Source organism: Stutzerimonas tarimensis, from assembly GCF_042648805.1.
GTDB classification, from domain to species: domain Bacteria; phylum Pseudomonadota; class Gammaproteobacteria; order Pseudomonadales; family Pseudomonadaceae; genus Azomonas; species Azomonas tarimensis.
On record NZ_JBHRXZ010000017.1, the window covers coordinates 255,545 to 281,532 of the forward strand.

Below are 25,988 nucleotides of genomic sequence, written 5' to 3' on the forward strand. Positions count from 1 at the left end.
ATCGTCAGTTCCAGCGTCGCCAACAAGACCTATGACGGCGGCACCGATGCGCAGGTCAGCGCCGGTACGCTCGCGGGTGTCGTCGACGGCGACAGCGTCAGCGTAGCCGGCAGTGGTGAATTCGCGGACAAGAACGCGGGCATCGGCAAGCAGGTCACAGTCACCTACCAGCTTTCGGGCACCGACAGTGGCAACTACATCGTCGCTGGCGAGACCCTGAGCGCCGATATCCTGGCCAAGGTTCTGCAGGTCGTCGGTTCCAGTGTCGCCAACAAGACCTATGACGGCAGCACGGCCGCCACGGTCAATGCAGGGACCCTGTCCGGGCTGGTCGCGGGTGAAACGCTTGGCCTGGACGCCACGGGCGTCTTCGACAGCCCCAATGCCGGCGCTTACACGGTGACCGTCCAGTACACCTTGAGCGATGGCGGCGGCCTGGCCAGCAACTACATATTGGCTGATACCGTTCACCAGGCGACCATCGATCCACGCGCCATTACGGTCACCGCCGGCAGCCTGAGCAAGACCTACGGCGATGCCGACCCGACCCTGGGCTGGAGCGTCACCGCCGGCAACCTGGTGGGCCAGGACACCCTGATCGGCACGCTGAGCCGCGCCAGCGGGGAGAACGTCGGTAGCTATGTGATCGATGCCAGCGGCCTGTCCAATGGCAACTACCTGGTCACCGCCCACAACGGCACGCTGACCATCGATCCACGCGCCATTACGGTTACCGCCGGCAGCCTGAGCAAGACCTACGGCGACGCCGACCCGACGCTGGGCTGGAGCGTCACCGCCGGCAACCTGGTGGGCGACGACACCCTGATCGGCACGCTGAGCCGCGCCGGCGGGGAGAACGTCGGCAGCTATGTGATCGATGCCAGCGGCCTGTCCAATGGCAACTACCTGGTCACCGCCCACAACGGCACGCTGACCATCGACCCCCGTACCATCACGGTCACTGCCGGCAGCCTGAGCAAGACCTATGGCGACGCCGACCCGACCCTGGGCTGGAGCGTCACCGCCGGCAACCTGGTGGGCCAGGACACCCTGATCGGCACGCTGACCCGCGCCAGCGGGGAGAACGTCGGTAGCTATGTGATCGATGCCAGCGGCCTGTCCAATGGCAACTACCTGGTCACCGCCCACAACGGCACGCTGACCATCGATCCGCGCGCCATCACGGTTACCGCCGGCAGCCTGAGCAAGACCTACGGCGATGCCGACCCGACCCTGGGCTGGAGCGTCACCGCCGGCAACCTGGTGGGCGACGACACCCTGATCGGCACGCTGAGCCGCGCCAGCGGGGAGAACGTCGGTAGCTATGTGATCGATGCCAGCGGCCTGTCCAATGGCAACTACCTGGTCACCGCCCACAACGGCACGCTGACCATCGATCCACGCGCCATTACGGTTACCGCCGGCAGCCTGAGCAAGACCTACGGCGACGCCGACCCGACGCTGGGCTGGAGCGTCACCGCCGGCAACCTGGTGGGCCAGGATACCCTGAACGGCACGCTGACCCGCGCCAGCGGGGAGAACGTCGGTAGCTATGTGATCGATGCCAGCGGCCTGGCCAATGGCAACTACCTGGTCACCGCCCACAACGGCACGCTGACCATCGACCCGCGTGCCATCACGGTCACCGCCGGCAGCCTGAGCAAGACCTATGGCGACGCCGACCCAACCCTGGGCTGGAGCGTCACCGCTGGCAACCTGGTGGGCGACGACACCCTGAACGGCACGCTGACCCGCGCCGGCGGGGAGAACGTCGGCAGCTATGTGATCGATGCCAGTGGCCTGGCCAATGGCAACTACCTGGTCACCGCCCACAACGGCACGCTGACCATCGACCCGCGTGCCATCACGGTCACTGCCGACAGCCTGAGCAAAATCTATGGCAGCAGCGACCCGGCACTGACCTGGCAAGTCACTCAGGGCAATCTGATCGGCAATGACGTCCTGAACGGTGCGCTGGTGCGCGAAAGCGGAGAGGGCGCCGGTAGGTACGTGATCGATGCCAGTGCCCTGTCCAATGGCAACTACCTGATCACTGCGGTCGACGGCGTACTGATCATCCAGGATAGTCGCCAAACCGATGGCGCCATCGCGGCCGCGCAGGCCCTGCCCGCAGTGCCGCCTGTCAGGCCACGGAGCGTCGAGCCCGGCGTCGGGCCAGGAGGGCTCGAGTTCGTTGCGCTCGCACCGGAAGCGCTGTCCGTGGACGGTGTGCTGCCGCAGGCGGATAGCGGTACGGCTGGCTTCGCGCGGGTGCTGGTGGTCGAGGGCGGTATCCATCTGCCGTCGCAGACCGACCTCCAGGAGGGCATCTGATGAAGTCCTCCATCCCCGATTTCGCCGATTCTGTAGCTGGAGCCATTCACAACATGTCGTATTCCTCGCCCCTGCGTTTGTCCCTGCTGACCCTGGCGCTGCTCCATGCCACAGCCGCCATGGCCCAACAGCCTCCGGATGCGGGCCGCATCCTGACGGAGCAGGCTCCTGAATTGGAACTGCCGAAGGCCTCGCCACGTTTCGACTTCTCCATCCCGCTGCCCGATGAGCCGCAGCCGGGAGGCCGCGAGGTACAACTGCGCAGTATCACTGTCAGCGGTAACAGCCTGTTCAGCGAGGAGCACCTGCTGACGGTACTCGGCGAGTATGAGGGGCGCTCGTTCGATCTGGCTGGTCTCAGGGGCCTGGCCAATCAGTTGACCGACTACTACCACGCAGCGGGCTATCCATTCGCCAGGGTATTCCTGCCGGCGCAGACCCTGGCCGACGGCGCTTTGCGCCTCGAGGTAGTGGAAGGTCGTTATGGCCGGGTTGCCGCTCAGGGGGATCCTGCCCTGGCGGCGCAGGCGCAGGCTTTCCTGGCGAGGCTGCAGCCGGGCGAGGTAATCGAGAGCCGCGAGCTGGAGCGCGCTGCGCTGATCCTGTCCGATCAGCCGGGTGTACACACCACGCCGCTGATCCGTCCGGGCGAGAAAGTCGGCACCGGCGATCTGCAGGTGCAGGTCGAGCGTGCCGAGCGCTTTTCCGGCGCGGTCGGGGTGGATAATCACGGTAACCGCTACACCGGCGAGCACCGTGGTTTCGTCGACCTGTATGCCAACAGCTCCTTCACCTTTGGCGACCAACTGAGCCTGCGCGCCCTCTACAGCAGCGAAGGCATGTGGTTCGGCAACATCGACTACAGCCTGCCGCTGGGCGGTTCCGGTCTGCGGGCCCGAGTCGGCTACGGACATACCTATTACGAGTTGGGCAAGGAGTTTGCCGGTCTCGATGCCCGTGGCACGGCAAAGGTCAGCAGTGCCGGTCTCAGCTATCCGCTGCTGCGCTCGCAACGTGCCAACCTTGGTTTGAGCGCGACCTACCAGCACAAGCAGCTGCGCGACGAATACCGTCAGGCCGATGTCGAGCAGGACAAGTCCAGCGATAGTGTCCCGCTGTCCCTGCAGTTCGATCTGCGCGACAGCCTGGCTGGTGGCGGCGTGAGCTTCGGCGCAGTCACTTGGACGCATGGGAAGCTGCGTCTGGACAGCCAGTTGAAGCTGGCGGATCGATTGACGGCGAAAACCGATGGTCGTTTCGACAAGGTCAATCTCGATATCGCACGTCTGCAGGCACTGCCGGCAGGGTTCAGCCTGTACGGCCGTTTCAGCGGCCAGTGGAGCGGCGATAACCTCGATTCCTCGGAAGATTTCGGCCTGGGTGGTCCGGGCGGGGTACGCGCCTACCCGGTAGGAGAAGGCTACGGCGACCAGGGCTGGCTGACGCAGGTGGAGCTTCGCTATGCGTTGGGCGCGTTCAGCCCCTTCGTCTTTCACGACAGCGGGCGTGTACGCTTGGTCAGTAACCCTTGGTCGGATGTGAACAATCATCGCAGCGTTTCCGGTGCGGGCGCCGGGGTGCGCTTCAACCAGGGCGCATGGCAGGGCGAGGCCAGCGTAGCCTGGCGAACGGCCGGTGGCGACCCGGAGTCGGACAGTCGCGACCGTACACCGACCGTATGGGCGCGAGCGCAGTATAGTTTTTAAGGCTTCGAGGGCGCCGGTACGGCAACCTGTAGGCGTGGCCATGCCCGCGAGCCTTTCAATCCGCGTTCGCGAGCATGCCCGTTGCTGCTTCAGCGCTCCAGGTATAGTCCCGGCTTCGGATATGAGTTTCCTGCGGTCGATCGGCATGGCGCTCCGGCCATTCCTTGATTAGACTCACTCCCGTTCTTGTCGGGGTGCCTCGAAGAGGAGGCTGAGATCGGCGCGTGCCGGATCCCGTTGAACCTGATCAGGTTGATACCTGCGTAGGGAACAAGAAGTGCTCGCCGTGCGGCGGGCCCCTCTGCACCGCCCCAGGTGCCCCCGGCCCTTCAGGTTCGCTCCGACATCTTTCCCCAGGAGCCAGCCGATGCGTGCCGAAGAATCCAAGAACCTCAGCGAGTCCGCCCAGGTCGACCAACAGTCGATCCAGCCCTTCCCGCGCTCGCGCAAGGTCTACGTCACGGGTTCGCGCCCGGACGTCCGCGTGCCGATGCGCGAGATCAGCCTGGACGTGACGCCGACCGAGTTCGGTGGCGAGATCAACCCGCCGGTCACCGTCTACGACACCTCCGGCCCCTACACCGACCCGACCGTACAGATCGATGTGCGCAAGGGCCTGGCTGACGTCCGTAGCGCCTGGATCGACGAGCGCGGCGACACCGAGCGTCTGCCTGGGCTGACCTCCGAATTCGGCCAGCGCCGGCTGGATGATGCCGAACTGACGGCCATGCGCTTCGCCCACGTACGCAACCCACGTCGGGCAAAAGCGGGCCAGAACGTCACCCAGATGCACTACGCCAGAAAGGGCATCATCACGCCGGAGATGGAATACATCGCCATCCGCGAGAACATGAAGCTCGCCGAGGCGCGCGAGGCCGGCCTGCTGACCGCCCAGCACAAGGGGCAGAGCTTCGGTGCGGCGATCCCAAAGGAGATCACCCCCGAGTTCGTCCGCGAGGAAGTCGCCCGCGGCCGCGCCATCATTCCGGCCAACATCAACCACACCGAACTGGAGCCGATGATCATCGGCCGCAACTTCCTGGTGAAGATTAACGGCAACATCGGCAACTCGGCGCTGGGTTCCTCCATCGAGGAAGAAGTGGCCAAGCTGACATGGGGCATCCGCTGGGGTTCGGACACGGTGATGGACCTGTCTACTGGCAAGCACATCCACGAGACCCGCGAGTGGATCATCCGCAACTCGCCGGTGCCGATCGGCACGGTGCCGATCTACCAGGCACTGGAGAAGGTCAATGGCGTCGCCGAGGACCTGACCTGGGAGCTGTTCCGCGACACCCTGATCGAGCAGGCCGAGCAGGGCGTGGACTACTTCACCATCCACGCCGGCGTCTTGCTGCGCTACGTGCCGCTGACCGCCAAGCGCGTCACCGGCATCGTCAGCCGCGGCGGCTCGATCATGGCCAAGTGGTGCCTGGCGCACCATAAAGAGAACTTCCTTTACACCCACTTCGAAGACATCTGCGAAATCATGAAGGCCTACGACGTCAGCTTCTCGCTGGGCGACGGCCTGCGTCCGGGCTCGATTGCCGACGCCAACGATGCCGCGCAGTTCGGCGAGCTGGAGACCCTCGGCGAACTGACCAAGATCGCCTGGAAGCACGACGTGCAGTGCATGATCGAAGGCCCGGGCCATGTGCCGATGCACATGATCAAGGAGAACATGGACAAGCAGCTCGAATGCTGCGACGAGGCGCCGTTCTACACCCTCGGCCCGCTGACCACCGACATCGCCCCGGGCTACGACCACATCACCAGTGGCATCGGCGCGGCGATGATCGGCTGGTTCGGCTGCGCCATGCTGTGCTACGTCACCCCCAAGGAGCACCTCGGCCTGCCGAACAAGGATGACGTCAAGACCGGCATCATCACCTACAAGATCGCCGCGCATGCTGCTGATCTCGCGAAAGGTCATCCGGGCGCCCAGGTGCGTGACAATGCGCTGTCCAAGGCGCGCTTCGAGTTCCGCTGGGAGGACCAGTTCAACCTCGGCCTCGACCCGGACACCGCGCGCGCCTACCACGACGAAACCCTGCCCAAGGAGTCGGCCAAGGTGGCGCACTTCTGCTCCATGTGCGGGCCGAAGTTCTGCTCGATGAAGATCACCCAGGAAGTGCGTGACTACGCCGCCGAGAACGGCCTGACCGAGGAGCAGAAGGCCATCGAGGCGGGTTTCAAGGAGCAGGCCGAGCGTTTCCGCGATGAAGGCTCGGTGATCTACAAGCAGGTCTGAGTTGGCCAGGCCGGCAACCGCTAGGTTGCCGGCTCGGGCTCACTCAGAGGCGGAAACGCCCCACCTGGCGCTGCAGCTCGCCACCCAGGCGCGCCAGCTCGATGCTTGAGCTGGCGGTCTGCTCGCTGTCGTTCACGCTGCGCTCGGTTTCGTCGCGCACCTTTACCACGCTGCGGCTGATCTCCTCGGCCACCGCGCTCTGCTCCTCGGCCGCCGCGGCAATCTGCTGATTCATGTTCTGTACCAGCGATACCTGCCCACTGATGGTGGTCAGTGCCTGGTTGGCACTGCGCGCCAGGTCCAGGGTCGCTGTGCTCAGTTCGCGGCTTTCCTGCATGGTTCGGGCAGCGTTCTCCGCGCCCGACTGCAGGGTTTCGATCAGTTCCTGAATCTCGCGGGTCGACTGCTGGGTGCGCTGGGCCAGACCGCGAACCTCGTCGGCGACCACCGCGAAGCCGCGTCCGGCGTCCCCGGCGCGGGCCGCTTCGATCGCCGCGTTGAGGGCCAGCAGGTTGGTCTGCTCGGCCACCGAGCGGATCACCGCCAGCACGCTGCCGATGGATTCGCTGTGTTTATGCAGGCCGTCCATGGCCTGTGCCGAACGGCTGACCTGGCCGGCCATGCGGTCGATCTGCTGGAGCATCGCATTGACCGCGCGGTCACCGTCATGCGCCTGCTGGCCGGCCTGCTGGGTAGCCTCGGAGGCCGTCACCGCATTGCGCGCCACCTCCTGCACGGTCGCTGCCATCTGGCTGACGGCCGTCGCGACCTGATCGGTTTCCTGCTTCTGGCTGGCAATGCCGAGACTGGCGCGTTCGGTGATGTTCGACAAGCCGTTGGCGGCCGAGGCGATTCGCGTCGCGCTGTCACCGATGCTGCCGATCAGCTCGCGCAGGTTTTGCCGCATGTTCTGCATGGCGCGCTGCAGCTGTCCCAGTTCATCCCGGCGAGCGCTGTTGATTTCACCGCTGAGGTCGCCCGTGGAGATGGCCTGGGCAAAGCTCAATGTTTGTTGCAGCGGGCGGGTGATCTGCCGGGCTATCAACCAGGCGGCCAGGGCGCCGAGCAGCAGGGCCACGGCTGTCAGGCCGCCAAGTTGCATATTGGCCAGCCGTTGACCGGCGGCCAGGCTGTCTCGCTCGAGGTCGAAAAGCGCTCGGCTGTGGCGGCTGACTGCCTCCGAACTGGCCTCCAGGGTCTGCCGCGCGCTGGCGGTGTCCAGCATCGCTTGTTCGAGGGCTTCGAGGGCGTTGCTGAAGTTGGTCAGCATGCCGTCGATCAGAAACAGCTGGCTGCCAAGGCTCGGCGGCAGTGACTTGCGGAGTCGCTCGACTGTCGCGCCCACGGTTGCCAGCGAAGCCGCGGTGAGTCCAGCGGCCTCCGGGTCCGGCCGGTAGAGCAGCGACTGGGCAAGCTGGCGGCTGTGCTGCAGCTGACTGTCGAGCTGGCCAAGGCCGCGGACATGATCCATGGCGCCGCTGAGGTCGTCGCCGAACTCGAGGGCAGAGAATGCCTGGCGCTGCAACGAACCGAGGCTGAGGGCGGTAGCCTCGGCGTTCTGCTGAAGCGTGTGCTGGGCCTCCTCGCGCAGGGCCCTGGCCTGTTCGAGGGATTCGAGGGCTGAGGCGTAACGGTGAACTTCAGCCTGCAACCCGGCAAGCGCGTCCTGTCCCTCGGTGCCGTCCAGCCATTCGGCCAGTGCCTTGATCCGCTCGTCCATCGCTTCGACTGCCTGCTGCAGGGCTGCCACCTGCTGGTCATCGCGGTCGTAGATCACGCGCAGCTCGAGGTTGCGCACCGCCAGCGCCTGCCGGTCCAGGTCGCTGACCCGATTGAGGTTTTCGCTGCGCTTTGCGGTCGCGGACAAGGCGCCCAGGCCGATCAGCATCACCAGCAAGGTGAGCATGAGCACCAGGCCAAAGCCCAGTCCCAACTTTTTCCCCACCGATAAATCGTTGAGGCCTTCTTTCAAGGAACCCATACCGCCGTACTCCCAATCGTGAACCTCCGAACGTGCAAGAATCGCCCCAGAGAGGAACAGGCAGGCATACGTTTTGTCAGTTTTACGACGAGGCCATGGGGACGGGGGATTGGCGCATCGTGGCGAGGCGCCCGGAGATCTCTATCGAGGTGGCCAGAGGCCCTGAAACGGGGCTCTGGCATGTGGGCCTGCCTTGTTTTAGAGCATCAGGCGGACGGCCGAGACATCCGGGTCACGGGACTTTCCGGCGGCAGCAAGCGCCTCGAGGTAGGACTGCCACAGCTTGTCCCGTTCGGTGGCGAGCTCCCAGAGGTAGTCCCAGGTGAAGAGCCCACTGTCGTGACCGTCGCCGAAGACCAACTTGAGAGCGTATTGCCCTGCGGGTTCGATCTTGTCCAGCGTGACCTGCTGCTTGCCGAATTGGAGCACCGGCTTGCCGTGGCCCTGGACCTCGGCGGAGGGCGAATGCACGCGCAGGAATTCCGCGCTGAGGTCGTAGGTCTCGCCCGGCCCGTAGGTCAGCGACAGCGTGCGAGAAGCCTTGTGCAGATTGATGGCGGTGGGGATGGGCATGGGCGTCACACTCCGTGCGGGATAAAGTCCGATAGCGGCGCTGGAGGCTGAACGATCACGTCCTCGTTCAACCTTCGGACATTGGCTGCGTTAGAGGATGTAGCGTGACAGGTCTTCGTCTTCGGCCAGCTCACCCAGGTGGGCGTTGACGTAATCGACATCGATCCGGATCGGCGTACCGCTGTGCTGGGCCGCCAGGTCGCCGGCACTGAAGGATACTTCTTCGAGCAGGCGCTCGAGCAGCGTATGCAGGCGGCGCGCGCCGATGTTCTCGGTCTTTTCGTTGACCTGCCAGGCGATCTGCGCAAGCCGCTGGATACCGCTCTCGACAAACTCGATGCCCAGCCCTTCAGTCCGAAGCAGCTCCCGGTATTGCTCGGTGAGCGAGGCGTGCGGTTCGGTCAGGATGCGCTGGAAGTCCTCAGGCGAGAGTGCCTTGAGCTCGACCCGGATCGGCAGGCGGCCCTGCAGCTCGGGGACCAGGTCGCTGGGCTTGGACAGGTGGAAGGCGCCGGAGGCGATGAAGAGGATGTGGTCGGTCTTCACCATGCCGAGCTTGGTGTTGACCGTGCTGCCTTCGATCAGAGGCAGCAGGTCGCGTTGCACGCCTTCGCGGGACACATCCGCGCCGCTGGTGTTGCCGCGCTTGGCCACCTTGTCGATCTCGTCTATGAACACGATCCCGTTCTGTTCCACAGCTTCGAGGGCGCGGCTCTTCAGTTCTTCTTCATTGACCAGGCGGGCGGCTTCCTCGTCGCGGACCAGCTTGAGCGCTTCCTTGACCTTCAGCTTGCGGCTCTTCTTGCGACCCTTGTTCATCCCGGAGAAGAGGTTCTGTAGCTGGTTGGTCATCTCCTCCATGCCGGGGGGCGCCATGATCTCGACGCCGGCCGGCATGTCGGCTACTTCGATCTCGATGTCCTTGTCGTCGAGCTGGCCCTCGCGCAGGCGCTTGCGAAACAGCTGGCGGGTGTTGGAGTCCTCGCTGCGTACCGGTTCCTCGCTGAAGCCCATGGCCGGGCGTGCGGGCGGCAGCAGGGCGTCGAGGATACGCTCCTCGGCCGCGTCCTCGGCCCGGTGACGCATCTTGTGCATCTCCTGCTCACGCAGCATCTTCAGGGCCGCGTCGGCCAGGTCGCGGATGATCGACTCCACGTCACGACCGACGTAGCCCACCTCGGTGAACTTCGTGGCTTCGACCTTGATGAAGGGTGCGTTGGCCAGCTTGGCCAGCCGGCGGGCGATCTCGGTCTTGCCGACCCCGGTGGGTCCGATCATCAGGATGTTCTTTGGCGTGACCTCCTGGCGCAGCTCCTGGGGCAGCTGCATTCGCCGCCAACGATTGCGCAGGGCGATGGCGACGGCGCGCTTGGCATCGTCCTGGCCGATGATGTGGCGGTTGAGTTCGTGGACGATTTCGCGGGGCGTCATGGACATGCGGTTACTCCGGAGCGGATCAGTTGATGGAATCCAGCTCTTCGATGGTCAGGTTCTGGTTGGTAAAGACGCAGATGGCGCCAGCGATGTTCAGTGCTGTCTCGGCGATTTCCTGGGCGGACATCTCGTCGCTGCCTTTCTGCAAGAGTGCCAGGGCTGCCGCCTGGGCGAAGCCGCCGCCCGAGCCCATGGCGATCAGGTCATGCTCGGGTTGGACCACGTCGCCGTTGCCGGTGATGATCAGCGAGGCATCCTTGTTGGCGACCGCGAGCATCGCCTCGAGGCGGCTGAGAGAACGGTCGGTGCGCCAGTCCTTGGCCAGTTCCACTGCGGCCCGAACAAGATGCCCCTGATGCTTTTCCAGTTGCCCCTCGAAGCGCTCGAACAAGGTGAAGGCATCGGCGGTGGCCCCGGCGAAACCTGCCAGTACCTGGCCATGATAGAGACGGCGGACCTTTTTCGCGTTGCCCTTCATGACGGTGTTGCCGAGCGAAACCTGGCCGTCGCCGCCCATGACGACTTTGCCGTTGCGGCGGACTGAGACGATGGTGGTCAAGGGAAATCTCCAACTGGCTGGGGCGCCTGGCGCCCGGTCGGAGTGATATGGGGTGGCCGCTGACCGATTTCAACAGTGCCCCCCGGAACCGGTGAACGCTGCTGCCAGCTCCTGTAGAAGCTGACCGCAGCGCCCTTGCGGGACAGGGTCAACCCCCGGGGATCTGGCGCTTCTGCGGCAGCAGATTGGAATAGCCGCTGGCGGCCAGTTGCTTCTGTACCTGGGTCAGGCGCCCCTGGTCGCCGTAAGGCCCCACCAGCACGCGATGCCAGGTTTCGCCGCGCACGCTGCCGGTCTCTACCCGGACGTCGTAGCCGAGCAGCAGGATCTGCGCGCGCACCCGGTCGGCTTCTTCGGCGCGACGGAAGGAACCCGCCTGGAGAAAGAACTGCGTCCTGGTCGCCGCTGGGGTGGGCGGCGGGGGCGGGGCGGCAACCACTGGCGGAGGCGGAGGTGTCTCGCCCTGGAGCGCAGCTTCGGCGCGGGCAGTGTCGATTCGCGCGGCTTCCTCGGGAGTGACCACCCGTGGTGATACCGGCTCGGGAGCCGGTGGCTCGCCGCCTGGCGGCAGGATGACCTCTGATTCGGGCAGCAGAGTGTAGAAGTCGTAGCGCGGGCGGGGCGGCTGTTCGCCATTGGGGGTGGGCCGCGGACTTTGTTGCGCCGGGGCGCTGGCTTCGCTGGGGCGCTTGATGGCGTCGCTGCCGGGCTCGAGCGAGAACAGGAAGAAGCCGAATGCGCCAATGACCAGGCCGCAGGCCAGCCAGGCCCAGCCAGGCAAGGGTTTGCGCGGTGGTGGGGGCTGATAGCGGCTGGCGCCCCGCTTGGGTGCAGCTTTCTTGGTGGCCATCGACGTTCTTTACATCCTTTCCAGAGTTTCCAGGCCCAAGAGTTCGAGCCCCTGGCGAAGGGTACGGCCGGTCAGCGCGGCCAGATGCAGGCGGCTCTGCTGCTGCATGGGGTCGTCGGCGGCAAGAATCGGACAGTTCTCGTAGAAGCTGGAGAACAGCCCGGCCAGGTCGTAGAGATAGCTGCAGAGCAGGTGCGGCAAGCCTTTTTCACCGACGTTGAGCAGCACCTCGGCAAATTGCGCCAGGCGCGCGGCCAGGGCCTGTTCCTGCTCGGTGTCGAGCTGGATGATGGCTCCCTCGATCGGCTCGATGTCCTTGCCCAGCTTGCGGAAAATGCTGGCGACACGGGTGTAGGCGTACAGCAGGTAGGGTGCGGTGTTGCCCTCGAAGCTGAGCATCTGTTCGAAGTTGAAACTGTAATCGCTGCTGCGATGCTTGGACAGGTCGGCATACTTCACCGCGCCGATACCCACAGACCGGGCGATGCCGCGCAGTTCGGTTTCATCGAGTTCGGGGTTCTTGCTCTTGACCAGGGCATAGGCACGCTGCTCGGCTTCATCGAGCAGGTCCACAAGCTTGACAGTGCCGCCATCGCGGGTCTTGAACGGGCGCCCGTCGGGTCCGTTCATGGTGCCGAACCCCATGTGTTCGAGCCTGATCTCCGGGGCGACGAAGCCGGCGCGGCGGGCAGCGGCAAAGACCATCTGGAAATGCAGGGCCTGGCGTTGGTCGACGAAATACAACACACGGTCGGCCTTGAGCACCTCGCTGCGGTAGCGCATCGCGGCGAGGTCGGTGGTGGCGTAGAGGTAGCCGCCGCCGGCCTTCTGCACGATGACCGGCAGAGGGTTGCCGTCGGCATTCTTGAATTCGTCCATGAACACGCACTGGGCACCGTCGCTTTCGGTGAGCATGCCGCGGTCGCGCAGCGCCTGGACGATGGCGGGGAGTTCGTCGTTGTAGGCGCTTTCCCCGCGCACGTCGGCCTCGCTCAGACGCGCGCCGAGACGGTCATAGACATCCTGGCAGTGCGACAGCGAGATGCTGTTGAAGCGAGTCCAGAGCGCCAGGCAGTCAGGGTCGCCGGCCTGCAGCCGGACCACGTTCTGACGCGCCCTCTCGGCAAACTCGGGCGATTCGTCGAAGCGCTGTTTGGCTGCGCGATAGAACTGTTCGAGGTCGGACAGCTGGCTTTGTGCGGCGATGGGGTTTTCTTCGAGATAGGCCAGCAGCATGCCGAACTGGGTGCCCCAGTCGCCGACGTGGTTCTGCCGAATCACCTCGTCGCCAATGAAGCTGAGCACCCGGGCCACTGCATCGCCAATGATGGTCGAGCGCAGGTGCCCGACGTGCATTTCCTTGGCCAGGTTGGGGGACGAGAGGTCGATCACCACGCGCTCCGGGCTCGCTGGCTTGCGCACGCCCAGGCAAGGGTCGGCCAGCGCGGCGGCGAGGCGCTGGGCCAGTACATTGCTGTTCTGGAAGAAGTTGAGAAATCCGGGCCCGGCAATTTCCACCTTGCTCACGGCGGGATCGGCGGGCAACGCTTCGATCAGGCGCTGCGCCAGATCCCGCGGTTTCTGGCCGGAGGGCTTGGCCAGCATCATCGCGATGTTGCTGGCGAAGTCGCCGTGGCTCTTGTCCTTGGTGTTTTCCACCTGGATCACAGGGGACAGCCCTTCAGGCAGCACGCCCTGTTCGGTCAGGCGGGCGAGGGCTTGCTGGATCAACTGGCGGATGGTGTCTTTCATGGTCTGCTCTTGGCAAAGACGGCAGCGCCGTGCAGGTGTGTCGAAAACCGCGCATTATCGGGGCGAGGCGGCTATGGCGGCAAGGTACTGTCAATAAAGGGACAGTCAGTAAAGATCACTGGGGTCTATGTCCAGAGACCAGCGCACGCTTCGCGCGCCCGGTAATTGTTCAATACGGGGCAGCCAGGCGCCCAGCAGGCGGTGCAGGGGCGTTCTCGCCTGGGACTGGAATAGTAGCTGGGCACGGTAACGGCCTGCACGCCGTTCCATCGGCGAGGGCACCGGCCCGAGCAGTTCGACTCCTCCAGCGGCGTTTTCGTCGATCAGCTTCTCCGCGGCCTGGCAGGCCAGTTCGAGAAACTCCTCGGCCTGCCCCGGGCGATGCGCTTCGGCACGCAGCAGGGCAAGATGCGAGAACGGCGGAAGCCCGGCGGCGCGACGCTCCGCCAGGGCCTGTTCGGCAAAGGCGAAGTAGCCCTGCTCGGTCAGCTGCACCAGCAGGGGGTGATCGGCCAGGTGGGTCTGAATGATGACCCGGCCGGGCTCCTCGGCGCGCCCGGCACGCCCGGCGACCTGGACGATGAGTTGCGCCATGCGCTCGCTGGCGCGGAAATCGCCGGAGAACAGTCCGCCATCCGCATCGAGAATGGCCACCAGGGTGACCCGCGGGAAGTGATGGCCCTTGGCGAGCATCTGGGTGCCAAGCAGAACGCAGGGCTCGCCGCGGTTGACGGTATCGAGCAGCCTGTCCAGCGCGCCCTTGCGCGCGGTGCTGTCACGGTCGATACGCAGCACGGGATAGTCGGGCAGCAGCGTGCGCAGCCGCTCTTCGGCGCGCTCGGTGCCGGCGCCAACCGGGCGCAGGTCGACGTGCCGGCACTGGGGGCAGTTCGTCGGCGGCCGCTCGGCATGGCCACAATGGTGGCAGCGCAGTTCATTGTGACGTTGATGCAGGGTCATGCGCGCGTCACAGCGCGGGCATTGACTCAGCCAGCCGCAATCGTGACACAGCAGGGTTGGGGCGAAACCACGCCGGTTGAGGAATACCAGCACCTGTTGACCGGCCTGCAGGGTCTGGGTCATCGCCTGCAGCAGGGGGGCGGAGAGACCGGCGTCCAGAGGGCGACTCTTGACGTCCAGGCGCAGGAAGCGGGGTGGCCTGGCGACGCCGGCGCGCTGATCGAGCCTGAGCAGTGCGTAGCGTCCGGTATGGGCGTTATGCAGGCTCTCCAGTGCCGGGGTTGCCGAGCCCAACAGTATCGGCAGGCCCTCGAGGCGGGCACGCACCACGGCCAGGTCGCGCGCCTGGTAGCGCAGGCCCTCCTGCTGTTTGTAGGAGCCGTCGTGTTCTTCGTCGACGATGATCAGACCGGGCCGTTTGAGAGGAGTAAAGAGCGCCGAGCGTGTGCCGATGACAATGTCGGCCTCGCCGTCCCGTGCGGCGAGCCAGGCATCCAGCCGTTCGCGGTCGCTCAGGGCCGAATGCAAAACGACGATGCGGGCGTTGAAGCGACGCTCGAAGCGCGCCAGGGTCTGCGGGCCGAGGTTGATCTCGGGGATGAGCACCAGCGCCTGTCTGCCTGCCTCGAGCACGGCATGGATGAGTTGCAGGTAGACCTCTGTCTTGCCGCTGCCGGTGACGCCGGCCAGGAGGCTGGCATGGAAACCGCCGAAGCCGGCGCTGACCGCCTCCACGGCGGCGCGCTGCTGGGCGTTGAGCGGTAGCGGCGGTTCCAGCAGCCAGCTGCCATGGTGCGGCTGGGGTGGGCTGCGCCGCTGTTCGGTACGCAACAATCCCTTTTCGATCAGCCCTTCTAGGCTGGCCCTGTTCAGCTGTAGCTTGCCCAACAGCGCCTGGGGCACGCCGTGCGGGTGCTGGGCAATGGCTTTGAGCGCCTCGCGCTGACGCGGCGCACGTTCGAGGCGGGGGTCATCGGCGCGAGCGTCCGGCGCGAGGTGCCAGTATCGCTGCTCGCGTGCAGTCGCCGGTTCGCCCTGCCGAAGCAGTACGGGCAGGGCCCAGCTGAAGGTATCGCCCAGGCTGTGCTGATAGTAGTGGGACGTCCACAGGCAGAGGTCGAACAGGCTCTGCGGCAGCGGCGGCTCACGGTCGAGCAGGGACAGGGCCTCCCGCAGCTTGTCTGGCGGCACGTCGCTATGAGTGCGAACTTCCACCAGCACGCCAACTACATCGCGCCGGCCGAAGGGAACACGCAGTCGCACGCCCGGTTGAAGCCGACCGGGCGGAATGCTTTCCGGAGCCTGGTAGTCGAACAGGCGGCGCAGGGGTGAGGGCAGGGCGAGTCGCAGAATGGGAGCAGGCAAGCGAGCCTCCGAAGTGGAACGCGGATGATAGGGCAAAAGCAGTCCGCGGCAAAAAGCCCGCCGCTGACCCTGGCTGCCGCTTATCCCCGCGCCTTGCGTCCGTGGGGAGCTCTGGTATCATCCGCGCTCTTTTCCGTGCGGTGCTCGACATGGGGTCGGGTGGCGGCACGCTTGAATCGAGGTTTATCCCATGAAAGCCGATACCCATCCCGCGTACGAAGAAATCGAAGCCACCTGCAGCTGCGGCAACGTGATCAAGACTCGCTCCACGCTCAACAAAAGCCTGAGCCTGGACGTCTGCTCCGAGTGCCATCCGTTCTACACCGGCAAGCAGAAGATGCTGGACACCGGTGGTCGTATCGACCGCTTCAAGCAGCGCTTCGGTGTATTCGGCAGCAAGTAACCTGCTGTCGTTTCGGCACATGGATCTCCGTGAGCCTGTAAAAAAGGCGTCCCTGGTGGGCGCCTTTTTTGTTGCCTGGCTGCTGGCGTCGCCTGCTCTGGCGCTCTGCTCTCTGCCCGGACCGCGGCAGGCGGTGGAGATCGCCAGCGTCATCGACGGAGACACCCTGCGTTTGGCCGATGGACGCAGCGTTCGCCTGATCGGGCTCGATACCCCTGAGCTGGGGCGCAAGGGGCGGGCAGATGAGCCCTACGCCGTGGCGGCCCGCGATGAGTTGCGGACACTGGTCCGGGCCAGCCAGGGTCGCCTGGCCCTGCATCTCGGCGAGCAGCCGCAGGACCGCTACGGGCGAGCCCTTGCACACGCCTTCGACGCCGCCGGCAACAATATCGAGGCAGCCCTCCTGCGCAAGGGATTGGGGCGATTCGTGGCAGTCGCGCCCAACACCGCCATGGTGACGTGCCATCAGGAGGCCGAAGCCCGGGCGCGCGCCTCCGGTAGGGGGATGTGGCGCCACCCGCAACGGGTCGATGCCGGGCAGATTCGCCAGGGTGGCTTCGCCCTGGTCGAGGCCAGAATCGAGCGGATCGAACGTAACCGTGGCGGGACCTGGCTGGAAACCGACGGACCGTTGGTGCTGAACATTCCTCCGGGACGCGAAAAGGCTTTCGCTCGCGCCGAGCTTGACGCGATGGTTGGAAAACGAGTCGAGGCGCGTGGTTGGATCATCGATCGCAAGGGCGCGCGATCCGCTGCTCGCTGGCTGCTTCCCATCAGTCACCCGGCAATGGTTTCGGCACTGTCCCCGGAGGCGCAGTAACGGTCTCGCGTGCCCTTTGAGTCCCCCGTCCAAGCTTGTGGCAAAGCCGGTTGTTGGCGTATTCTCGGACGCTGTCTGGCCAAATAAAATAAGCGGAAAATGCGATCATGACTGACCTGAAAACTGCTGCTCTCGAATATCACGCCCATCCTCGCCCCGGTAAGCTGAGCGTCGAGCTGACCAAGGCGACGGCCACTGCCCGTGACCTGTCGCTGGCCTACAGTCCAGGTGTTGCCGCGCCGGTGCGCGAGATCGCGAGAGACCCCGAACTGGCCTATCGCTACACAGGCAAGGGTAATCTGGTCGCTGTGATTTCCGATGGCACGGCTATTCTCGGTCTGGGCAATCTCGGGCCGCTGGCTTCCAAGCCGGTCATGGAAGGCAAGGGCGTGCTGTTCAAGCGTTTCGCCGGTATCGATGTTTTCGATATCGAAGTCGATGCGGAAAGCCCCCAGGCCTTTATCGACACCGTCAAGCGCATCTCCATCACCTTCGGTGGCATCAATCTCGAAGACATCAAGGCGCCTGAGTGCTTCGATATCGAGCGCACCCTGATCGAGCAGTGCGATATCCCGGTTTTCCACGACGACCAGCATGGCACCGCCATCGTGACGGCCGCCGGGCTGCTGAATGCTTTGGAAATCGCCGGCAAGAACCTGCCGGAAGCCAAGATCGTCTGCCTTGGCGCCGGCGCTGCGGCAATTTCCTGCATGAAGTTGCTCGTGGGCATGGGTGCGGACATCCGCAACATCTACATGCTTGATCGCAAGGGTGTGGTCCATTCCGGCCGTGACGATCTCAATCAGTACAAGGCTGTCTTCGCGCACGAGACAGACAAGCGCACCATGTCCGAAGCGCTGGAAGGCGCCGACGTCTTTGTGGGTCTGTCCGGTGCTGACCTGCTGAGCCCTGACGATCTCAACCGCATGGCAGTCAATCCCATTGTCTTCGCCTGCTCCAATCCTGATCCGGAAATCAAGCCTGAAGTGGCGTTTGCGACCCGCAGCGATGTGATCATGGCCACCGGGCGTTCGGATTACCCGAACCAGGTGAACAACGTGCTCGGCTTCCCCTTTATCTTCCGTGGTGCGCTCGATGTGCGGGCTACTCGCATCAACGAGGAAATGAAGATCGCCGCAGCCCATGCGTTGCGTGAGCTGGCCAAGCTTCCGGTACCTGAAGAGGTCAAGGTCGCCTATGGAGTCGACAGCCTGGAATTCGGCCGTGAATACATCATTCCGAAGCCTCTGGATCCTCGCCTGATCACCCTGGTCTCCGATGCGGTCGCCAAGGCCGCGATCAAGACTGGCGTGGCCACCCGGCCTTATCCGGAAAACTATCCGCTGAAGTCGGTCAACGACGTGTTCACGGGTTAAGCCGTCTCGGCAGCAGGCGCAAGGCAAAAAGAACCCCGGCCATGGCCGGGGTTTTTTCTTTTCCAGCACTGCCGGTGCCGGCGCCAAGCGCTAGAACAGGTCCATCGGTGCTGAATCGTCAGCCGGCAGTGGGCTGCCCGGCGGGCGACTTCCCACGCCCAGTTCCTGCATCGTGGGTGGCGAGTCTTCAGCCTTGAATACCTCGAAATAGGCTTCAGGAGTGTTGGCCTGGGCGATGCGTCCGCTGGCCGGATCGATGCGCAGGGTCAGTATCCCTTCGGGTTCGGCCGGGAGTCGCTCGGGTCTGCCCTGCAGAACGGTGCCCATGTAGCTCATCCAGATCGGCAGGGCAACGGTAGATCCGTACTCGTTGCGACCTAGGGTGGCAGGTTGATCGAAACCGGCCCAGACCGTCGTGACCAGCTCGGCGTTGTAGCCGGAGAACCAGCTGTCGAAGGATTCGTTGGTGGTCCCCGTCTTGCCCGCCAGGTCGTTGCGCTGCAGAGCCATCGCACGTCGCCCGGTTCCGCGGGTGATCACGTCCCGGAGCATGCTGGTCATGATGAATGCGGTGCGCTCGTCGATGACTTGCTCGGCCGGCTCTGCCATGGGCGCTACGATGCTATCGGATACACCGGCTGTCGCCTCGGGCTCCGTGGTTGCTGGCGTCACGCGGCGGGGAGCTGCCTGGTAGAGGAGCTCGCCGTCTCGGCTCTCGATGCGCGTCAGCAGGTACGGCTCTACGCGGTGCCCGCCGTTGGCAAATACGGCCCAGCCCGCGGTGACGTCCATGGGGGTCAGAGTGGCGGTGCCCAGGGCCATGGAAAGTCCGCGCGGCAGGTCCTGACGATTGAAGCCAAACCGGGTCAGGTACTCGAGCGTGGCGTCGACGCCCATGCTCTGCAGCAGTCGGATCGATACCAGGTTGCGCGACTTGTACAGGGCTTCGCGAAGCCTGATCGGACCCAGAAAGGTGTTGTTGTCATTCTTGGGGCGCCATACGCGATCGTGGCTTTCTTCCACGTGCACGATCGGCGCGTCATTGACCAGGCTGGCAGCGGTGTAGCCTGCATCCAGCGCGGCGCTGTAGATGAAGGGCTTGAAGCTCGAGCCTGGCTGTCGCTTGGCCTGGATGGCTCGATTGTATTTGCTCTGGCCAAACGCAAAGCCGCCCACCAGTGCCTCGATCGCACCATCCTCGGGCGAGATGGAGACGAGCGCAGCCTGGGCGGCAGGAACCTGGCTGAACAGCGGCTGGCCTTCGTCGTTGAAGCGTACGCGAATCAGATCGCCAGCCTGGACCACGTCCGCGGGTCGCTGCGGCCGCGGACCCATGCTGCTGGCGCTGAGATAGGGGCGGGCCCAGCTCATGCTGTCCCAGCTCAGGCTGCGCTCGCTGCCGTCACGCAGGAGTATCCGGACACTGTCGCCGCCTACCTGGGTCACCGCCGCTGGGTGCACGCCGGAGAGTGGTCTCAGGGTGGCCAGCGCCTTGCGCAGTTCTTCCTGGGGGACATCGCCCAGGCGGGCCTCGGGGCCCCGGTAGCCATGGCGCTGATCGTACTCGATCAGGCCGTTGTGCAGCGCCGCATTGGCTGCGTTCTGGCGTTCACTGGTAATGCTGGTGTAGACGCGAAAGCCGTCGGTATAGGCGGCACTGCCGTAGCGCGCGACCATTTCTGCGCGGGCCATTTCCGCAATGTAGGGCGCGCTCAATTCGGCTTCGGCGACGTGGTAGCTGGCATCCACTGGTTCGGCAATGGCCTGTTGGTAGCGGGCTTCGTCGATCTTGCCCAGTCGTAGCATGCGTCCGAGGATCCAGTCGCGGCGTTCGCGGCTGCGCTCGGGGTTGGCCAGCGGGTTGAAGGCAGAGGGCGCCTTTGGCAGGCCGGCGATCATCGCCAACTGTGCCAGAGTCAATTCCTGGATCGGTTTGCCATAGTAGACATGGGAAGCCGCCTCGATACCGTAGGCCCGATTACCCAGATAGATCTTGTTGACATAAAGCTCTAAGATCTCGTCCTTACTGAGCTCGCGCTCGATCTGCAGTGCAAGCAGTATCTCGTTCAGCTTGCGTGAAAAGCTGCGCTCGCTGGTGAGGAAGAAGTTCTTCGCCACCTGCATCGTGATGGTGCTGCCGCCGCTCTGTATCTGACCGGTCTGCACCAGTTGCGAAGTAGCGCGCATCAGGCCTCTCAGATCGACGCCATGATGGTTCTCGAAATCGTCGTCCTCTGCCGCCAGCAAGGCTTCGATGAAATCCCGCGGGATATCCTCGAAGCGGATCGGCGCGCGGCGCATTTCACCGAACTCGGCGATGAGCTTTTCATCGCGGCTGTAGATTCGCAACGGGATCTGTAGCTGAATGCTGCGCAGGGCCTCGACGGACGGCTGGCTCGGGCTCAGGTAAAGAAAGGTTCCGCTGAGACCGACAAGGAGCGCTGAAAGCAAGGCAGCGCTCGACCAAAAAATTAGCTTCAAAACGGCCATGGAATAGAGGGAAATCAGCCTGAAGAGGGGAGAAGACGGCCGCTCGGCCGAAAGGAAAAGTCGATCACATTATAGGCCTTTTTTTCTCCCCAAAGGGCATTTACGGTCCTGTCAAGCTGGTATCTAATGCGGCGATACAGAATTAATCCGTAAATCGCGGAATTAGAAAGGAAACCGGCCGTGCTAGGGCTCTTCACAAAAAAGGCGAACACGCTGCTGGGGATCGACATCAGTTCGACCTCGGTCAAGCTTCTGGAGTTAAGCCGCTCCGGCGGTCGGTATCGGGTCGAGGCATATGCGGTCGAGCCACTGCCGCCCAATGCGGTGATCGAAAAGAACGTGGTCGAGCTCGACGGGGTCGGGCAGGCCGTGGCGCGGGTCATCGTCAAGGCACGGACCGGCGTCAAGTCGGCGGCGGTGGCTGTGGCAGGTTCTGCTGTCATCACCAAGACCATCGAGATGGAAGGCGGGTTGAACGATGACGAGTTGGAAAACCAGCTGAAGATCGAGGCCGACCAGTACATTCCCTATCCGCTGGAAGAAGTGGCGCTCGACTTCGAAGTGCGGGGGCCCGCGCGCAACAGTGGTCGTGTTGATGTCTTGCTGGCTGCCTGCCGCCGTGAGAACGTCGAAGTGCGCGAAGCGGCGCTCGGCCTGGCGGGGCTGACGGCGAAAGTCGTGGATGTCGAGGCATTTGCCCTTGAGCGTGCCTGCGGCCTTCTTGGTGCCCAGCTGGGCGGTGATCAGGCCGGGATGACCGTGGCGGTCGTCGATATCGGTGCAACCATGACGACCCTGAGTGTCCTGCACAAGGGACGGACCATCTACAGCCGTGAACAACTGTTCGGTGGTCTGCAACTGACTGAAGAGATTCAGCGGCGATATGGCCTGAGCTGGGAGGAATCTGGCCTCGCCAAGAAGAAAGGTGGTCTTCCAGACGACTACGACAGCGAGGTTTTGCAACCGTTCAAAGATGCGGTCGTTCAGCAGGTATCACGGTCTCTCCAGTTCTTCTTTGCATCCGGACAGTTCAACGATGTGGACTGCATCGTCCTTGCCGGCGGCACGGCATCCATTCCCGGGCTGGATCGCCTGATCCAGCAAAAGGTCGGGACGCGCACTCTAGTGGCGAACCCTTTTGCCGATATGTCCTTGAGCAACAAGGTCAACGCCGGGGTGCTGGCCAGTGACGCGCCCGCCCTGATGATTGCCTGCGGGTTGGCGATGAGGAGTTTCGACTGATGGCCCGGATCAACCTGCTTCCCTGGCGGGAGCAACTGCGCGAGGAGCGCAAGCAGCGTTTCCTGATCACCCTCGGTGCCGTGCTGGTGGCCGCCGGTGGCCTGGTGTTCCTGGGTGACCAGTATTTCACCGCAGCCATGGCTCAGCAGAACGCGCGCAACGATTTCCTGCGCAAGGAGATCGCGGTGCTCGACGACCGGATCAAGGAAATCAGTGAGCTGAGGCAGCGCAGGGAGCAGCTGCTCGAGCGCATGAAGATCATTCAGGACCTGCAGGGCAACCGCCCGATCATAGCCCGGGTGTTCGATCAGATGGTCCGCACGCTTCCCGATGGTGTGTATTTCGACGAGCTCAAGATGACGGGCAAGCGAGTCGCCATCGTCGGTCTCGCCGAATCGAACAACCGCGTCTCGAGCCTGATGCGCAACCTTGATGGGTCCGAGTGGCTGGCGGCTCCCAATCTCACCGAAGTCAAGGCGGCCAGTCTGGCGAACAGTGGTCAAGCCAGCCGGTTCCAGTTGACGGTCACGCAGGTCCAGCCAGGCACTGCTGCAGAAGGAGATAACCCATGAGTCTCGCCGATTCGCTGGAAAGCTTGCGCAAGTTCGAGCTTTCCGAGCTCGACGTGAACAACCTGGGATCGTGGCCGACCCCGGTCAAGGTCGTCACCTGCGTGCTGTTGTTTGGGCTGGTGGGTTTCCTCGGTTACCACTTCCACCTGCAGGATCTGAAGGCGCAGCTCGAACAGCGACAGGGGCAGGAGCAGACGCTGCGGCAGCAGTATACCTCCAAGGCGTTCCAGGCTGCCAACCTGCAGGCATACAAGGATCAGATGGGCGAGATGGAGACCTCGTTCGGCGAGATGCTTCGGCAACTGCCCAGCGATACCGAGGTGCCGGGTCTGCTCGAAGACATCACGCTGACGGGGCTCGGTAGCGGGCTGGAGTTCGAAGAGATCAAGCTGCAGCCCGAAGTGACCCAACAGTTCTATATCGAGCTGCCGATACAGATCAACGCGGTCGGGGCCTATCACGATCTGGCTACGTTCATCAGCGGCGTCGCGAGCCTGCCACGGATCGTGACCCTGCATGACTTCGAAATAAAGCCGGTCAGTGCCGCCTCGAGCTCCAGATTGCGCATGAGCATCGTGGCCAAGACTTACCGTTATAACGAGGGAGGGGGGCAGTGATGAAGCGTGCCCGATTGCTTTTGCTTGGCCTGAGCCTCACCACGCTCGCCGGTTGCGGTAATTCTTCGGATTTTTCCGACCTGCAGGCGTTCATGGCTGAAGTGCAGGCCAGGCCGCGGGGCACCATCGAGCCGTTGCCGGTATTCCAGCCCTATGAGGCCTTTACCTATAGCGCGTCGGCCATGCGCAGTCCGTTCCAGCCGCCGGTGAAGGTTTCCCTCGAGGATCGCCAGAAAGGTTCGCGAGATATCCGGCCAGATGATAGTCGAGTCCGGGAGTTCCTCGAGGGATACTCCATCGACGAATTCGCGATGGTCGGCACGCTTGCCAACCAGGGTTCTACCTTTGCCCTGCTACGGGCGGGTGGGGGCGTGCATCGCATAGGTCTGGGTAACTATCTTGGGCGCAACCATGGCCGCGTCACGGCGATCGAGCCGGGGCAGATTGAAGTCGTCGAGATTGTTCCTGATGGAGATGGAGGCTGGCTGGAACGCCCGCGCACCTTGTCTCTGATAGAGCGGTCCTGAATCGCGGGACAAGATCATGGAAAAACCCTACCGGTCGGTAAAACGGAATTATCTAATGAACAGCAGTCTCTCACGTCTTGGTCTGTCGGTGCTCGCGGCCTTTGCTCCGCCCATGCTCCTGGCCGCCAATCTCAATGCGGTGGACGTTGCGTCGCTTCCGGGAGACCGGGTCGAACTGAAGTTGTCTTTCGATGAGCCAGTGGCTGCGCCTCGCGGTTACACCATCGAGCAGCCGGCGCGGATTGCCCTGGATCTGCCCGGTGTGTCGAATCGGCTCGGTGCCAAGCGTCAGGAGTTGGGTGCCGGTAACGCGCGCAGCCTGACGGTAGTGGAGGCAGAAGGTCGTACCCGCCTGATCGTCAATCTGGATACGCTGGTTCCTTACAGCACTCGCGTCGATGGCAATAACCTCTACGTGGTGCTTGGCGAACAGCAGCCAGGCGCTTCTTCCGCGCCCGTGGCTGCCAAGCCCGCGCCCGTGTCCGCGCCGGCGCGGTCCGCAGCGCCAGCGGCAGCGGTCGGTCGCGCCGTCAGTGATATCGATTTCCAGCGCGCGGCGGACGGTGCGGGCCTCGTGCTGATCAGGCTTTCCGATCCCACCATCACGCCGTCGATCGACGAACGTGGCGGCCGGATCCGCGTCCGCCTGGACAAAACCCAGTTGCCGGAGCCCTTGCGCGTGCGCCTGGATGTGCAGGACTTCGCCACGCCGGTCAATTTTGTCAGCGCCTCCAGTGAAAGCGACGGCGCCGTCATTTCCATCGAGCCGACCGGCTCCTACGATTATCTGGCCTTCCAGACCGATGACATCCTGACCATCAGTGTCAAGCCGCTGACCCAGGAGCAGCAGGAGCGGGAAAAGGCCGAACGCTTCAGCTACAGCGGGGAGAAGCTCTCGCTCAACTTCCAGGACATCGATGTCCGCTCGGTGCTGCAGCTCATCGCGGACTTCACCAACCTGAATCTGGTCGCAAGCGACACCGTGCAGGGCAATATCACCCTGCGACTGCAGAATGTACCCTGGGACCAGGCGCTGGACCTGGTGCTGCAGACCAAGGGGCTGGACAAGCGGCAGGTGGGCAACGTCCTCCTCGTCGCGCCGGCCGACGAAATTGCGGCGCGCGAACGGCAGCAGCTCGAGTCTCAGCGTCAGATCGCCGAACTGGCGCCTCTGCGCCGCGAAGTGGTGCAGGTCAATTATGCCAAGGCGGCTGACATTGCCCGCTTGTTCCAGTCTGTCACCAGTCGTGAAGGCGCTGGTGACGATAGGGGCTCGATCACCGTCGATGACCGCACCAACAACATCATCGCCTACCAGACTCAGGAGCGACTGGACGAGCTGCGGCGTATCGTCACCCAGCTCGATATCCCGGTGCGTCAGGTGATGATCGAGGCTCGCATCGTCGAAGCCAGCGTGGACTATGACAAGGCGCTCGGTGTTCGCTGGGGTGGCAGCTACGTCAACGACCAGTGGGCGCTCTACGGCAAGGATGGCGCCACGTCATTCGATACCGACGGGCGCGCCTACCTGCCGGGTACCGACACCATGGGCAGTTACACCCTGCAGGAAGGCACCTCGCCGGTGCCTTTCGTCGATATGGGGGCATTGAACAGCACCTCGGGTCTGGGTATCGGGTTCCTGTCCAACCACCTGGTGCTCGACCTGCAGCTCTCGGCCATGGAAAGGAGCGGTAACGGCGAAATCATCTCGCAGCCGAAGGTCATCACATCCGACAAGGAAACTGCCAAGATCCTCAAAGGCGCGGAGATCCCTTACCAGGAAGCCAGCTCCAGTGGCGCTACTTCCACTTCCTTCAAGGAAGCTGCACTGTCGCTCGAGGTGACCCCGCAGATCACCCCGGACAACCGCATCTTCATGGACGTCAAGGTCAACAAGGATGCGCCCGACTTCTCTCGTGCGGTCAATGGCGTGCCGCCGATCAACACCAACGAGGTGAATGCCAAGGTGCTGGTCAACGACGGCGAGACGATCGTGATCGGCGGGGTGTTCTCCAACGTGCAGCAGCATTCCGTCGACAAGGTGCCATTCCTGGGGGATCTGCCTTTCATCGGTCGGGTATTCCGCCGCGACGTGGTGGCCGAAGGGAAAGAAGAGCTGCTGATCTTCCTGACCCCTCGTATACTGGACACCCAGTCCATCGCCGTGAGCCGGTAA

At 63.9% G+C, this 25,988-nt stretch carries 19 protein-coding genes and 1 riboswitch; of the genes, 11 read left to right on the plus strand and 8 right to left on the minus strand.

What is annotated here, in order from left to right; translation table 11 throughout:
- The 3 genes from ACFOMF_RS08125 to thiC form a co-directional block, all read left to right on the plus strand.
- Nucleotides 1-2,334 (plus strand): MBG domain-containing protein (locus ACFOMF_RS08125; RefSeq protein WP_386363428.1); only part of this gene is annotated, 2,334 nt, incomplete at its 5' end.
- Complete coding sequence (locus tag ACFOMF_RS08130; RefSeq protein WP_386363431.1) at nt 2,334-4,040, plus strand: ShlB/FhaC/HecB family hemolysin secretion/activation protein; 1,707 nt, start codon at nt 2,334-2,336, stop codon at nt 4,038-4,040. The genes ACFOMF_RS08125 and ACFOMF_RS08130, both read left to right, overlap by 1 nt.
- Nucleotides 4,041-4,220: 180 nt before the next feature.
- Nucleotides 4,221-4,327: riboswitch (TPP riboswitch) on the plus strand.
- An 80-nt stretch (nt 4,328-4,407) separates the two neighbouring features.
- Nucleotides 4,408-6,291 carry a phosphomethylpyrimidine synthase ThiC gene (gene thiC, locus ACFOMF_RS08135; protein WP_386363433.1) on the plus strand — a complete coding sequence of 628 codons (1,884 nt, stop codon included), beginning with the start codon at nt 4,408-4,410 and terminating at the stop codon, nt 6,289-6,291.
- 43 nt (nt 6,292-6,334) lie between these two features.
- Here thiC and ACFOMF_RS08140 read toward each other — a convergent pair whose 3' ends face one another.
- The 7 genes from ACFOMF_RS08140 to ACFOMF_RS08170 all read right to left on the minus strand — a co-directional run bounded on the left by ACFOMF_RS08140 (nt 6,335) and on the right by ACFOMF_RS08170 (nt 15,765).
- Nucleotides 6,335-8,272, minus strand: a complete 1,938-nt coding sequence (locus tag ACFOMF_RS08140) for a methyl-accepting chemotaxis protein (RefSeq protein WP_386363436.1) — start codon at nt 8,270-8,272, stop codon at nt 6,335-6,337.
- Between the two features lie 198 nt (nt 8,273-8,470).
- Nucleotides 8,471-8,845, minus strand: coding sequence for a gamma-butyrobetaine hydroxylase-like domain-containing protein (locus ACFOMF_RS08145; protein WP_386363438.1), 375 nt, complete (start codon nt 8,843-8,845; stop codon nt 8,471-8,473).
- A gap of 90 nt (nt 8,846-8,935) precedes the next feature.
- Nucleotides 8,936-10,282: an ATP-dependent protease ATPase subunit HslU gene (gene hslU, locus ACFOMF_RS08150; protein ID WP_386363446.1), complete on the minus strand. Its 1,347-nt coding sequence runs from the start codon at nt 10,280-10,282 to the stop codon at nt 8,936-8,938.
- Nucleotides 10,283-10,301: 19 nt separating this feature from the next.
- Nucleotides 10,302-10,838: an ATP-dependent protease subunit HslV gene (gene hslV, locus ACFOMF_RS08155; RefSeq protein WP_386363448.1), complete on the minus strand. Its 537-nt coding sequence runs from the start codon at nt 10,836-10,838 to the stop codon at nt 10,302-10,304.
- A 148-nt stretch (nt 10,839-10,986) separates the two neighbouring features.
- Entirely contained in the window at nt 10,987-11,688 is a 702-nt protein-coding gene (locus ACFOMF_RS08160) for an SPOR domain-containing protein (RefSeq protein WP_386363450.1), read from the minus strand.
- Between the two features lie 9 nt (nt 11,689-11,697).
- Complete coding sequence (argS, locus tag ACFOMF_RS08165) at nt 11,698-13,440, minus strand: arginine--tRNA ligase (protein ID WP_386363453.1); 1,743 nt, start codon at nt 13,438-13,440, stop codon at nt 11,698-11,700.
- 105 nt (nt 13,441-13,545) lie between these two features.
- Entirely contained in the window at nt 13,546-15,765 is a 2,220-nt protein-coding gene (locus ACFOMF_RS08170) for a primosomal protein N' (RefSeq protein ID WP_386363456.1), read from the minus strand.
- A gap of 190 nt (nt 15,766-15,955) precedes the next feature.
- Between ACFOMF_RS08170 and rpmE the strand changes: the two genes are divergently transcribed.
- From rpmE to ACFOMF_RS08185, 3 genes are all read left to right on the plus strand, one after another.
- The gene (rpmE, locus tag ACFOMF_RS08175) at nt 15,956-16,168 is read left to right on the plus strand and encodes a 50S ribosomal protein L31 (protein ID WP_386363458.1); all 213 of its coding nucleotides are present in this window, start codon (nt 15,956-15,958) and stop codon (nt 16,166-16,168) included.
- Between the two features lie 55 nt (nt 16,169-16,223).
- Nucleotides 16,224-16,988, plus strand: a complete 765-nt coding sequence (locus ACFOMF_RS08180) for a thermonuclease family protein (protein ID WP_386363461.1) — start codon at nt 16,224-16,226, stop codon at nt 16,986-16,988.
- 107 nt (nt 16,989-17,095) lie between these two features.
- Nucleotides 17,096-18,364 (plus strand): malic enzyme-like NAD(P)-binding protein, encoded by a 1,269-nt coding sequence (locus ACFOMF_RS08185; protein WP_386363464.1) that lies wholly within the window; start codon nt 17,096-17,098, stop codon nt 18,362-18,364.
- Between the two features lie 90 nt (nt 18,365-18,454).
- On the opposite strand, the gene ACFOMF_RS08190 is transcribed toward ACFOMF_RS08185, so the two are convergent.
- Nucleotides 18,455-20,854, minus strand: coding sequence for a penicillin-binding protein 1A (locus ACFOMF_RS08190; RefSeq protein WP_386363467.1), 2,400 nt, complete (start codon nt 20,852-20,854; stop codon nt 18,455-18,457).
- Nucleotides 20,855-21,034: 180 nt separating this feature from the next.
- Between ACFOMF_RS08190 and ACFOMF_RS08195 the strand changes: the two genes are divergently transcribed.
- The 5 genes from ACFOMF_RS08195 to pilQ are packed head-to-tail and all read left to right on the plus strand — an operon-like array spanning nt 21,035 to nt 25,988.
- A complete protein-coding gene (locus ACFOMF_RS08195) occupies nt 21,035-22,096 on the plus strand; it encodes a pilus assembly protein PilM (RefSeq protein WP_386363468.1) in 1,062 nt (353 codons plus the stop codon).
- Nucleotides 22,096-22,668, plus strand: coding sequence for a PilN domain-containing protein (locus tag ACFOMF_RS08200; protein WP_386363471.1), 573 nt, complete (start codon nt 22,096-22,098; stop codon nt 22,666-22,668). The genes ACFOMF_RS08195 and ACFOMF_RS08200 overlap by 1 nt, the downstream gene beginning before the upstream one ends.
- On the plus strand, nt 22,665-23,285 hold the full coding sequence (pilO, locus tag ACFOMF_RS08205; protein WP_386363474.1) for a type 4a pilus biogenesis protein PilO: 621 nt from the start codon (nt 22,665-22,667) through the stop codon (nt 23,283-23,285). The genes ACFOMF_RS08200 and pilO overlap by 4 nt, the downstream gene beginning before the upstream one ends.
- Nucleotides 23,285-23,812, plus strand: coding sequence for a pilus assembly protein PilP (locus ACFOMF_RS08210; protein ID WP_386363476.1), 528 nt, complete (start codon nt 23,285-23,287; stop codon nt 23,810-23,812). Before pilO ends, ACFOMF_RS08210 begins: the two co-directional genes overlap by 1 nt.
- Nucleotides 23,813-23,867: 55 nt before the next feature.
- Complete coding sequence (pilQ, locus tag ACFOMF_RS08215; RefSeq protein ID WP_386363478.1) at nt 23,868-25,988, plus strand: type IV pilus secretin PilQ; 2,121 nt, start codon at nt 23,868-23,870, stop codon at nt 25,986-25,988.

Bases quoted from the DNA above. Each gene is read 5' to 3' on its own strand.
- ACFOMF_RS08130 (WP_386363431.1), top strand. From the start codon at position 2,334: ATGAAGTCCTCCATCCCCGATTTCGCCGATTCTGTAGCTGGAGCCATT.
- thiC (WP_386363433.1), top strand. From the start codon at position 4,408: ATGCGTGCCGAAGAATCCAAGAACCTCAGCGAGTCCGCCCAGGTCGAC.
- ACFOMF_RS08140 (WP_386363436.1), bottom strand. From the start codon at position 8,272: ATGGGTTCCTTGAAAGAAGGCCTCAACGATTTATCGGTGGGGAAAAAG.
- ACFOMF_RS08145 (WP_386363438.1), bottom strand. From the start codon at position 8,845: ATGCCCATCCCCACCGCCATCAATCTGCACAAGGCTTCTCGCACGCTG.
- hslU (WP_386363446.1), bottom strand. From the start codon at position 10,282: ATGTCCATGACGCCCCGCGAAATCGTCCACGAACTCAACCGCCACATC.
- ACFOMF_RS08160 (WP_386363450.1), bottom strand. From the start codon at position 11,688: ATGGCCACCAAGAAAGCTGCACCCAAGCGGGGCGCCAGCCGCTATCAG.
- argS (WP_386363453.1), bottom strand. From the start codon at position 13,440: ATGAAAGACACCATCCGCCAGTTGATCCAGCAAGCCCTCGCCCGCCTG.
- rpmE (WP_386363458.1), top strand. From the start codon at position 15,956: ATGAAAGCCGATACCCATCCCGCGTACGAAGAAATCGAAGCCACCTGC.
- ACFOMF_RS08185 (WP_386363464.1), top strand. From the start codon at position 17,096: ATGACTGACCTGAAAACTGCTGCTCTCGAATATCACGCCCATCCTCGC.
- ACFOMF_RS08190 (WP_386363467.1), bottom strand. From the start codon at position 20,854: ATGGCCGTTTTGAAGCTAATTTTTTGGTCGAGCGCTGCCTTGCTTTCA.
- ACFOMF_RS08200 (WP_386363471.1), top strand. From the start codon at position 22,096: ATGGCCCGGATCAACCTGCTTCCCTGGCGGGAGCAACTGCGCGAGGAG.
- pilO (WP_386363474.1), top strand. From the start codon at position 22,665: ATGAGTCTCGCCGATTCGCTGGAAAGCTTGCGCAAGTTCGAGCTTTCC.
- ACFOMF_RS08210 (WP_386363476.1), top strand. From the start codon at position 23,285: ATGAAGCGTGCCCGATTGCTTTTGCTTGGCCTGAGCCTCACCACGCTC.
- pilQ (WP_386363478.1), top strand. From the start codon at position 23,868: ATGAACAGCAGTCTCTCACGTCTTGGTCTGTCGGTGCTCGCGGCCTTT.